General features: G+C 40.4%; 11 protein-coding genes. 6 read left to right on the top strand and 5 right to left on the bottom strand.

Going from position 1 to position 11462, the window contains the following annotated elements:
* The first annotated feature begins 3 nt into the window (after positions 1–3).
* Positions 4–1074, top strand: coding sequence for an endonuclease/exonuclease/phosphatase family protein (locus tag M8998_RS03145; protein WP_249990562.1), 1071 nt, complete (start codon positions 4–6; stop codon positions 1072–1074).
* A 41-nt stretch (positions 1075–1115) separates the two neighbouring features.
* Here M8998_RS03145 and M8998_RS03140 read toward each other — a convergent pair whose 3' ends face one another.
* Positions 1116–1892, bottom strand: a complete 777-nt coding sequence (locus tag M8998_RS03140; protein ID WP_249990561.1) for an SDR family NAD(P)-dependent oxidoreductase — start codon at positions 1890–1892, stop codon at positions 1116–1118.
* A 114-nt stretch (positions 1893–2006) separates the two neighbouring features.
* Between M8998_RS03140 and M8998_RS03135 the strand changes: the two genes are divergently transcribed.
* The 3 genes from M8998_RS03135 to M8998_RS03125 are packed head-to-tail and all read left to right on the top strand — an operon-like array spanning position 2007 to position 5713.
* Positions 2007–3854, top strand: coding sequence for a glycoside hydrolase family 15 protein (locus M8998_RS03135; protein ID WP_249990559.1), 1848 nt, complete (start codon positions 2007–2009; stop codon positions 3852–3854).
* Between the two features lie 8 nt (positions 3855–3862).
* Positions 3863–4771 (top strand): SMP-30/gluconolactonase/LRE family protein, encoded by a 909-nt coding sequence (locus M8998_RS03130; RefSeq protein WP_249990558.1) that lies wholly within the window; start codon positions 3863–3865, stop codon positions 4769–4771.
* A gap of 48 nt (positions 4772–4819) precedes the next feature.
* Positions 4820–5713, top strand: a complete 894-nt coding sequence (locus M8998_RS03125; RefSeq protein ID WP_249990556.1) for a bestrophin family protein — start codon at positions 4820–4822, stop codon at positions 5711–5713.
* Positions 5714–5831: 118 nt separating this feature from the next.
* Here the strand turns inward: M8998_RS03125 and M8998_RS03120 are convergent, their stop codons facing one another.
* Genes M8998_RS03120 through M8998_RS03110 form a run of 3 tightly spaced genes read right to left on the bottom strand, consistent with a single transcriptional unit; the run spans position 5832 to position 8818 of the window.
* On the bottom strand, positions 5832–6668 hold the full coding sequence (locus tag M8998_RS03120; protein ID WP_249990554.1) for a glycosyltransferase family 2 protein: 837 nt from the start codon (positions 6666–6668) through the stop codon (positions 5832–5834).
* A complete protein-coding gene (locus tag M8998_RS03115; RefSeq protein ID WP_249990552.1) occupies positions 6661–7743 on the bottom strand; it encodes a glycosyltransferase in 1083 nt (360 codons plus the stop codon). Before M8998_RS03115 ends, M8998_RS03120 begins: the two co-directional genes overlap by 8 nt.
* On the bottom strand, positions 7733–8818 hold the full coding sequence (locus M8998_RS03110; RefSeq protein ID WP_249990550.1) for a glycosyltransferase family 4 protein: 1086 nt from the start codon (positions 8816–8818) through the stop codon (positions 7733–7735). Before M8998_RS03110 ends, M8998_RS03115 begins: the two co-directional genes overlap by 11 nt.
* 394 nt (positions 8819–9212) lie before the next feature.
* Between M8998_RS03110 and M8998_RS03105 the strand changes: the two genes are divergently transcribed.
* Both M8998_RS03105 and M8998_RS03100 read left to right on the top strand, forming a co-directional pair.
* Positions 9213–9539 carry a putative quinol monooxygenase gene (locus tag M8998_RS03105; protein ID WP_249990548.1) on the top strand — a complete coding sequence of 109 codons (327 nt, stop codon included), beginning with the start codon at positions 9213–9215 and terminating at the stop codon, positions 9537–9539.
* Positions 9540–9726: 187 nt separating this feature from the next.
* Positions 9727–10191 carry an acyl-CoA thioesterase gene (locus M8998_RS03100; RefSeq protein ID WP_249990546.1) on the top strand — a complete coding sequence of 155 codons (465 nt, stop codon included), beginning with the start codon at positions 9727–9729 and terminating at the stop codon, positions 10189–10191.
* A 17-nt stretch (positions 10192–10208) separates the two neighbouring features.
* Here M8998_RS03100 and M8998_RS03095 read toward each other — a convergent pair whose 3' ends face one another.
* Positions 10209–11453 carry a sulfate adenylyltransferase subunit 1 gene (locus tag M8998_RS03095; protein ID WP_249990544.1) on the bottom strand — a complete coding sequence of 415 codons (1245 nt, stop codon included), beginning with the start codon at positions 11451–11453 and terminating at the stop codon, positions 10209–10211.
* Positions 11454–11462 lie beyond the last annotated feature (9 nt).

Here is an 11462-nt window from a genome sequence, read left to right as displayed (position 1 = left end):
ACCATGTATATAACATTATTAGTTCTTTCGATCCTTTTGATCGTGCTCAGTGTATTGCCTTTTATTCAAAATCAACACTGGGTATTCCGCGTACCAGAGTTCATGCGTTTACAATTACTCTTCTTACAACTGATCATATTCCCGATCACGTTTTTCTATGTAGGTAACGGTTTGTGGATATGGGTGCTGCAAGTTGCTCAAGCGGCATTAATCGGTTTCCATTTGTACATTTTCATCCGTTATACCAAGTTTTGGCGAAGCCAACGAAGTAAAGATGTTGGCGGTGAAACTTCTGAAAAAGTGCAGATCATTGCGTGCAACATCTATCAATACAATACCCAATACCATCGCTTTATTGATCTGATTAAGCAAGAAGATCCTGATGTCTTTGTCACGATGGAAAGCAATGGTCCTTGGGAAGAAGCGATGCGTGCGTTGGAAGATGCTTATCCAAATTACCAGAAGGTGACATTAGAGAATACCTATGGTATGCATTTATACACACGATTAAAAATGCACCGTGCAGAAACACATTACTTCGTGGCAGACGATTTGCCAAGCATAGAGGCGGAGTTAGAAACGGCGGATGGGCATCGCTTTATACTTTTTGCAGTGCACCCACCACCACCAAGTCCTACAGAAGAGAAAAATTCGAAAGAAAGAGATGGTGATCTGTTATGTGTCGCAAAAAAAGTGCGGGATTACGAACTGCCTGTAGTAGTGGTTGGTGATTTTAATAATGTAGCTTGGGCACGCGCATCTATTTTATTCAAGAAGACGAGTGAGTTAATTGATGCGCGCATTGGTCGAGGCATCCTGGCTACTTTTCATGCGAAATACTGGTTCTTCCGAGTTCCCTTAGATCTATTATTTCATTGCAAAGCAGTATTTATAGATAAATTATTTATCTATCCGTCAATAGGTTCTGATCATTTTCCAATAGGCTGTACATTCCACATCAACCTAGACAGTGAAGTGCAACAAAAAGAAGTAAAACAATTGGAAGGAGATGACGCTGAAGAAGTGGAAGAGCGAATAGAAGAAGGCAAAAAAGAAGAGAGCGATAATCGGTAATCGCTCTCTGCTAATTAAATCGGTAATATATACTATTTAGACTATGCCCCTTGTCCAAGATTAATACTGAGACCACCATCAATAGTTAACGTGGAGCCGGTAACATAGTCGCTATCTGCCGAAGCGAGGAATACCGCCGCTGCCTTAATGTCTTTCGTTTCTCCAGCGCGTTTCATCGGAATATGTTGTTCCTTTTCTTCCTTTACCTTTTCATCGTCCATCGATTCTTGATTCATCTTAGTCAGGATCATACCTGGAGCAATATTATTTACTTGAATGTGTTGCTCGGCTAACTCTAATGCCAAACTACGGCTGAAATTTTTCAAACCACCTTTGGAAGCATTGTAGTCGCTGTTTCCTGCCGTAACCACATCTTCATGGATAGAACTTACGTTGATAATTTTACCGCCTTTTTGGGATGATTTGCGAAGCCGTAGATATTTTCGAGTACAATAGAATGGACCATACAAATTGGTTTTTATACAGGTATCAAACACCTCATTGTCCATGTCCACCACATTAATATTACTGCCATTAACACCCGCATTGTTTACCAAGATGTCTATCTGACCATATTCTTCCACAACCTTTTCAAAAACCTCATCAACACTCTCTTCCTTACTTACATCGAGATGATAAACAGTATGTACAATTTCCTGAGAACTTAAATAATCAGAAGTCTTCTGGGCGCTATCCTCATCAGAACGATAAGTGATAATAACTTTGGCTCCTTCTTCTCCTAAAGCTTCCGCAATGGCGCGTCCTATGCCAGAATCTGATCCAGTAATAATTGCCACCTTATTGTTTAGTTTTCCCATCTGTTTAATTTAATTTGTTTATTGAAAAAACAAGAACTCACCTGTTTTGTTTTTAGACTAACAGGTTAAAAACACAAGCTCCGAATTGTAATTTATTCAAGTTGTAATTTATTTATGCAAAAAAATTCTGGTTATCCCGCTATTGAAGACCATGGCGTTATCGGTAACATGCACACCGCTGCACTTGTAGCGATGGATGGTACGATTGATTTCATGTGCTTCCCCACATTCGATTCGCCTACAATCTTCGGCGCACTTTTAGATAAAGATAAGGGCGGCTATTTTAGCATTACGCCAGAAATGAAGGATGTCAATATCAAACAAATTTATATCCCTGGCACAGCTGTGCTGATCACCCGATTCTTTTCGGAAGATGGTATTGCAGAGATTACCGACTATATGCCGGTAGTAGAGGATTCTTGTTACACGTTTAATGCAATTGTTAGAAAGGTAAAAGCCATTCGTGGAAACATTAATTTCAAGATGCAATGCAAACCTCGGTTTGGCTACGCCAAAGTGGAGCATACCGCAGAACGTATCGACGATGCAATCTTGTTTCAGACAAAAAACAACGGACAATCTACCGTACGGCTATCTTCTACCCATGATATGATGTTACGGAATAACGATGCTTATGCATCCTTCACTTTGAAGGAGGGTGAAAAGAATATCTTCGTACTAGAGACAGCGAAAGAGGAGGGAGATGAAACTAATTTCCAAAACATCGAAGAATACGGTGTAGAAAATTATTTCTCCACCATAAAATACTGGCGTGACTGGCTCAAGCAATCCGTTTATCAAGGTCGCTGGCAGGAGATAATTCATCGTTCAGCGATCACGCTAAAATTGATGACCTCTATGCAGTATGGCTCTACCGTGGCCGCGATTACTTTTGGTCTTCCAGAAGAAATCGGTGGAGATCGCAACTGGGATTATCGCTTTACCTGGATCCGTGATGCGGCATTCTCCATGTTTGCATTCCTCAAACTTGGTTTCAAAGACGAGGCAAAAGCTTTTCTGGATTGGATTATTACGAATGATAAAGATCGTGACCTGCACCTATTATATCGGGTAGATGGTACATCGGAAATGGAAGAACAGGATCTGACCCACTTGGAAGGATACAGACAAAGCAAACCGGTACGAATTGGTAACGAAGCAAATAACCAACTGCAATTGGATATTTACGGCGAATTGCTTGATACGATCTATATTTACAATAAGATGTATAAGCCTATCACCTACGAGTTGTGGGAAATCATCGTTAAAGAAGTAGCACAAGTAGAAAAGCGCTGGAACGAACCGGATCATGGTATTTGGGAAATCCGAAATGAAAAGCATGAGTTCCTCCACAGCCGACTGATGTGTTGGGTAGCCATAGATCGCGCCATTAAAATTGGACAAGATCGTTCATTCCCTTACGATGCCGATCGTTGGCACCGTCTACGTAATGACATCTACAGAGATATTTATGAAAACTTCTGGAACGATGATATCAAAGCATGGGTGCAACACAAGGATGGCAAAAAGCTATCAAATCGTACCGATGCCAGTGTTTTGCTGATGCCATTAGTACATTTTATATCACCCGAAGAACCGCGTTGGGCATCTACAATGGAAGCGTTGGATAAGGAACTGCGTATCGATGTATTAGTGTATCGCTACCTGAATGACGAAAAAATTGATGGCCTCGAAGGGGAGGAGGGCACATTTACTATGTGCTCATTCTGGTACATTGAATGCCTTGCAAAGATGGGTCGAGTGGATGAAGCCGTAGAAAATTTTGAGAAGATGCTTAGTTACGGTAACCATCTGGGCTTGTTCGCAGAGCAAATAAGTAAGAAAGGAGAGCATCTAGGAAACTTTCCGCAGGCTTTTACCCATCTCGGATTGATCAGTGCTGCTTTAGAATTAAACAAGCAGATCAGCAGACAGACTGGCAGCGGTAAAGATGTCTATTAAACAGAATAATGAATCGTAAAATTTATATGATAGAAAAAACATTAAAAATAGCAGTCGCGGTGCCTTGCCAATTGGGTGAGTCACCGGTTTGGGACGACCGCCAACATTGTTTACACTTCGTCGACATCCTTTCGGCACATATTTATTCCTATTACCCAGCTGACAAGTCGGTAAAGGTAACTACGGTAAATGATCCTGTAGGTGCTATAGTTCCATGTCAGGACGGTCGCTTTCTAGCGGCTACTTCTAGCGGAATCTACTATATCACTTTACCACAGGGCCAACAAGAGTTCTTATTACAACCCGAACCTCATACGCCTAACAACCGTTATAATGATGGGAAAGTAGATAGTAGCGGTCGATTATGGATTGCGAGCATGCATCTGGAAGAACAGGAGGAAAAAGGAGCGATGTACGTCGTGTACCCAGATCTTAGTTCTAAAAAAGTATTAGATAATACGACCATATCGAACGGCCTTGATTGGGACAAGGCTGATAATATTTTTTATCATGTAGAAAGCGGTGATGCCACAATCAGGAGATTTGCTTATGATAAAATCCAGGTCGGTATTCATGATATGCAACCGATTGTTACCTTCCAGGAAGATGAAGGTGTACCAGATGGCATGACTTTAGATAGTGAAGGTATGATCTGGGTGGCACATTTTGGTGGCGGTTGCGTTACCAGAAGGAATCCAGAAAATGGAGAAGTTTTAGCGAAAATAGAACTACCTGTAAAACAAGTTACTAGTTGCGTATTTGGCGGTAAGCAGATGAATGATCTGTATATCACTACTGCAGCCAAAGGACTTACTGAGGCAGAATTAGCAGAACAGCCAGAAGCGGGATTTACATTTGTATTGGAAGATTTACCTTATAGAGGCCTAAAACCAAACAAATTTGTGCAAATCGTTTAATCTGTACCTCTCCAAGCATCATCTATCTAGAAAAACAAATTATTATTTATGTTAATTAGCAGAAAGATTCCAATACGATATATCTTTAATAAGATTCGTTTGGAACTCATGTATGTAATCATCATTGGTTCTGTTGTGAAATTTTTAACGCTGACGTTTATTGATTATATACCACCAATGCACATCTCTATACCGGCATTTATTGGTACAGCAATCTCCGTACTTCTTTCCTTCAATCTCAACCAGTCTTATGACCGGTGGTGGGAAGCACGTAAAATTTGGGGTGCCATCGTTAATGATAGCCGCAGTGTTGTGCTGCAACTGCAATCATTTGTATCGTCTGACCAGAAAGCGGTAATAGAACAAATTGCGCTTCGACACGTCGCTTGGTGTTACAGTCTGGGCCAAAATCTTCGTGGACAAGATCCAACACAGAATATCGAAGATCTAATTAGCCCAGAAGATCTGAAAGCATTAGACGGACATACCAATGTACCACTGGCTTTATTGCAACAAGGTGCTGTACAGGTGGCCAGTTTACGGAAAACGGGTGACCTTACTGAATTCAGTCATGTTCAGATAAATACCTCATTTGTAAAATTTTCAGATGAGATGGGGATGGCAGAGCGTATCAAAGGCACGGTATTCCCGGTCACTTATCGGCTATTTCTGCATTTTATGATCTATGTATTTGTAGTTACCTTGTCCATTTCACTTGGTGAAACTCCCAGCTTATTCGAATTACCACTTTTAGTAGTTAGTTCAAGCTGTTTCTTTTTGTTGGAACGAACTGCAACACACATGCAAGACCCATTTAGTAATCGCGCACACGATACACCGATGACGACAATAGCACGGAATATTCATATAAATACATGCGATCTTTTAGGAAAATCTGATAAGCCTGATCCTATTAAACCAGAGTCATTCTATTCATTATAAAAAGGTATACTGCTTTATAAAAGAACCCCGTCATGAAGAAATGGCGGGGTTCTTTGTACTTGTCCTATTTTACACCGTCTCTTTTTTGCTGGTAGGACAACCGTAATTGCGATAATCGTTATTTTAATGCAGCATCAATTTCCTGTTGCGTGGGTAAAGCTATAATTTCCAATGCTCCATCCGTCCGTTTTATATAGCCGAGGTCTTCGAATGCTTTGATCCAACCCTCCATGGGCCAAGTATCCCATTTAGCAAAGAAGTGAGATGCATTGATCGTGATACTTTTAAGGTGATTTATGGGAGGCTGATACGACGTATGGTATTGATGATAAGCATGTGCATCAATAGTGTGCAGGGCAACATTATTCTTTCTTGCTTGAAATGCGAAGTCAGTATCTTCTGCACCGTATCCTTCATATTGCATGTCAAACCCGCCAATTCTCGAAAAGACTTCCTTAGAACAACCAAAATTCAAAGACCAGAAAAGTTCATAGGGATATGATTTTAGCGCATTGCGTACCGGATCCGGCGCACTTATTTCTGACATGTGTGTCAACCAGTTTTCTTGTTCATCAAAACCTTTTGGCAAGTATCCCACACGACCAGTGTATAGTACTCCATCATTCTGAACGAAGTGGTCATGATACGTTTTGAGAAATTCTTCATCGGGGATACAGTCTACGTCGAGAAAAACGTTGTGGTTGGCGGAAGATTCTTGCATCGCAAGATTACGCGCAGCGCTTAAGTTTAAGCCCGTTTTTGTTTCTAACATAATGCTTCGTACCGGAAATGGAAATTTTACATCCAATGCGAGTGCTTCTTCGTTCATAAAAACAACAAGCACTTCTGAAGGCCATAAAGATCCGGCGGCGATACCATTTAGCATATTTATAAGCGCTTTTTCTCTTTTATGTACCAATGTTAGAATGGCAAGGTTGTTAGCTGATTTACTCATATATCTCTTGCTTTACGATTTTTTTGAAAACTCGTTGAAACACACCATCCAATGTGTTCCTAATATTTGTTGTTGCTCCGGTATCTGTGATCATCTCTAATTTCTGTAGATCCAAATTTCGTGCAAGCATTACAAAAGCTTCCCAATCAGTGCGGTACAGATTTTCTTCCAATACGACAAGTGCACAGCCGATCTTTTCGAGGTAAAAAGCCTTTCTGATTTGTTCGTCGAAAGGTCTATCAGCAGGTATACAAATCATCTTTTTTTTCAGATCGGCTAACTCCATAACAATATTATGTCCGGCATTGCAAATCACGACATCGCAAGCAGAAAGAATTTCTTCGGGTCGATCCGCGTGCCCGTGGAAGTGCGTGTTTTCCAATTGGAGATGATCGGCAATTTTTCCAATAATATGTAACCTCGTATTCGTGTTTATTTTATTACGTATATGCCGAATTAACGGCAAATCAATATTTGAACCACCTTGACCAATAAATAGCGCAATATCGTTGTTTTGAGTACTATTGGAGGATATCTTTTTGCCTGTATACCTGGAGAAACCACCAGCATAATAGGTTTTCTTTAGCGCTGGATTATCATCTGCCGAATCCAGATCTTTCGAAAACGGTGCAATGATAAGCTCTGCACTTTCATAAGCAAGGCGATGTGCTGTATCTGTTCGTTTGCCATTTTGCCTGATTACTACCGTTGGTATACCACACAAACGAGCCAATAGAGTTACTTCAACCGACACATCAACAATTAGCAGAGTAGTGGGGTTTTCCCGAAAAAAATCGATCATCAATGCATTACGATGTAGCAATCCCGCCACTTGCAATGGAGCATAATGTAAGAATGATAGATCACGCTGCGTTCCTTGATTCTCATCGGGCGAATAGGTATCCATTGGTAAGTGGATACACAGAATATGATCTGGAATTTGACCTGCATGGCGCATCAGGTCACTCCCCATAAAAGTGATGCTGTGTTCGGGGAAAGCTTTTGCAATAGCAATAGCACGCATAAGATGTCCAGAGCCATGATGATGAACATAGTAGCAATACTTAGATAGCATGCGGCAGGTATTTTTTATCTACAATTTGATGAAATAATGCTTCATAGGAAGAAACCATTTGTTCCATTCCCAATTCCCTTTCTGCATGTATACGACAGTCTTTTCTGGAAAGCGTACTAGCAGAAGCAATACATTCGGCTAATTCAATCGGATTACACGACGCGGTTAGCGACCCTGTTTTTTCATTGATAATATAGGGTAGTGCTCCTCTTGCAAAGCCTGCAACAGGGGTGCCACAAGCCAAGCTTTCTGCCACGACCAAACCAAAAGGCTCATCCCAGCAAGGTGTAATTATACTTACCTCTGCCTGTCCAATCAGCGTGTTCAATTGATCATGTGTACATAAATCGACCCATTCTGCATCTGGGCCAAGTAGCGGCGCAACATTCGTTTCAAAATAGTGTCGATCAGCAATAGATCCGGCGATTTTGATATGCTTTCCTGCTATTCGAGCAGCCTGTATCGCATAATGCGTCCCTTTATCAGGATGTATACGTCCAAACCAAATCACATATTCTTTCTCATTGCTCGGCGTAAAGGTCCATTTTTTGACATCCACGCCATTGTTGATCACATGACATTCGGATAAATAGGGCTTCCAAGACTGTGCGTTGGATTGTGATACAGAAACATAGTTCATTCTACCATAAGGCTTAATCTTACCTATAGCACGCTTCATCTCAAAGATAGGAGGGGTATGAAGCACCGTTACCATCGGTGTATCGATAATAGTAGACATCGTGATGGGAACATAATTCAAACTGTTATTGAAAATAATGTCGAACCCGCTGTTATCAATATCCTGCATGAGTTCTAAGTACGCATGATGTGTTGATATAAAATCCTCCGATAAATCGTGCGTTCTAAATCGACTGAATGTTTCTCGATCATAATCCATATCACTCATAATAGAATGAAGGGGAAGAGCCGGGTCGGAATGTTCGCTCGCAAACAAGGTCACATCGTGACCACGCCGCATTAGCAAGCTGGTAATTTCGTAAGTAAAAGCTTCTAAGCCACCCATAAAGGGCTTACGAATAGGATGTTTGAGATGTGCGATTATTCCAATTTTCATGAGGTAGCGTTTTTCGTATCGTGCTGTATTGCATAGATTGAAATAACCGAAGTAGGGTATTCTATCTTAAAGCTATGTAGACTTATAGCGGAGATTTTATGAAGTAATCTCGATAGGCATAGTCAAAGCAAATGCCAAGCATGCCCAATTAAGTTTTACACGTATTTTAACCGGATAATCAGGTACTAAAACAAAGCGACTTTAATTAAATGGCTGATTCTAAAAATTTTTAACAAACACAATTGATCCAGTACACGACTTCTTTTGCGTAAATTGAATTTAAAATATAAATAATTACAGAATGAAATTTAAAATAAATGTGTATCCAATATTATTGGTCATGATCATTTTTGTATCCTGTACTCAAAAATCAGGTACAATTATAAACGACAACATGATGATCAGGATTGCCGAATTAGAAATTGAACCGATCCATCTCGATGAATATACAGCAATATTGAAGGAAGAAGCAGAAGCCTCTGTACGAATAGAGCCTGGAGTGATTTCAATTTATCCGATGTTTCAAAAAGAAAATCCGACTCAAATAAGGATATTGGAAATCTACGCTGACGAAGCTGCTTACAAAGCACATTTGCAGACCGCTCATTTCAAACATTATAAAACGGCCACAGCAGATATGGTCAAATCTCTCAATTTGTTAGATATGAATGCTATAGATCGACAAATGATGCCTGAAATATTTAAGAAACTCAATCAATAATTCGATATATTATTTAATTATAATATATATTATGTTAAATAGAATATTCGCTATTACGTTTTTGATAACCACCACGGTCTTCTATCGACGTGTAAAGACGACAAACATTCCAATGTCAAATATGTTTAAACATATAAGTATGACATAGTTATGTATTATACCTTATTGTACAGCTTAGAAAAGAACAATGAATACTCCTCTAATATTTCAATTTATATCCGAACCATCTGATGTAAATTATGGCGGAAAAGTCCATGGCGGAAGTGTCATGAAATGGATTGATCAAGCAGGTTACGCATGTGCTAGTAGCTGGAGTAGTCGATATTGTGTAACGGTTTATGTAGGTGGAATTCGCTTTTATCAGCCTATTAAAATAGGACAAATCGTAAAAGTTGAAGCACATGTGATCTACACTGGATCAAGCAGTATGCATATTGCCATAGACGTATATGCCCGAGAACTCAAAAGCATGGATTTTGAGAAGAAAACCCACTGTATTATTGTTTTTGTAGCCATCGATGATGATGGAAAACCGGTCAACGTGCCAAAATGGACTCCAATTACCGATGAGGCTAAGCAGCAAGAAGAATATGCTAAAAGATTGATGTCTTATCGCAAGCAGATCGAGGCAGAAATGGCTCCATTTTTATAAATAAAGCCGTTCTATCTTTAGATTTGTTCTATAGTAACCGCTCCAACAGTAATATTAGTCCGTGGATCTATGATAATAGCGCGCCCATTCTCTGGAAAATCTTCCTGAAGATCAAATGGAATTTCATCTGCTGCTTTAATGAAAACCTTACCGATGTCATTTAATCGAATGTCAGCACCATAATGCTGTTCTTGCGTATTGACATCGTATTTAAACAATACTTCGGGAACTTTAATTTTAACTGTTTTGCTATGGTGCTGCAGCAAATACAATTGCGCTGTATCCAAGGGCTTATTATCAAACCAACTAATATTAGCCTCAAAACTACGTTCGCTGTGCGTTGGATTTGCGGCACTCACGATGGTATCGCCACGAGAAATATCCACATCGGTGCTCAGATGAACGATCACGGATTGTCCATCTTCCGCTACGGTGAAAGCCTGCTGATTGATTTCGATACGCTGTACTGTACTATGCACACCGCTCGGCAATACGAGTACTTCCTCACCAACTCGCAGACCTGATCCTAATACCCGACCCGCGTAACCACGGTAATCATGTAAATCTTCTGTTTGTGGCCGAACGACCCATTGTACTGGAAAGCGCCAGCCTCTGGATTGCTTTGCTTCCGGAAACTCTACCTTTTCCAGGTAATCTAGTAAAGCTTCCCCTTTGAACCAGCTCATGCGCTCCGATCTATGAACGATATTATCGCCTTTCAAAGCCGATACAGGAATATAATCTATATTTTTCAATCCTAATTTGGTAGCAAGTTGCTCATAATCAGCTTTGATCGTATCAAAGACTGTCTGATCGTAATCCACCATATCCATTTTGTTCACACAAACCAGGACTTTCTTCATCGAAAGCAACTTGGCGAGGAAAGAATGTCTCTTGGTCTGTTCGATCACTCCCTTGCGAGCATCTACCAAAACGACAATTAAATCTGAATTCGACGCGCCGGTTACCATGTTTCGGGTGTACTGAATATGCCCAGGTGCATCCGCAATAATGAATTTGCGGTGTTTCGTCTGGAAATACTTATAGGCCACATCAATGGTGATGCCCTGCTCCCGCTCTGCTTTCAGACCATCTGTCAAAATGGCCAGATCTACCGTTCCGTCATTATTTTTCCGATTGGCTTTCTTAATAGCCTCCAGTTGATCGTCGAGTACAGAATTAGTATCGTATAACAGGCGACCGATCAAGGTGCTTTTACCATCGTCTACCGAACCTGCTGTTATAAATTTTAATATATCCATTTTTACTAC

Source organism: Sphingobacterium sp. lm-10, assembly GCF_023554555.1.
In the GTDB taxonomy this organism is placed as follows: domain Bacteria; phylum Bacteroidota; class Bacteroidia; order Sphingobacteriales; family Sphingobacteriaceae; genus Sphingobacterium.
The sequence above is the reverse complement of the archived record's forward strand: the minus strand, read 5'-3'. Positions and strand labels throughout refer to the sequence as shown.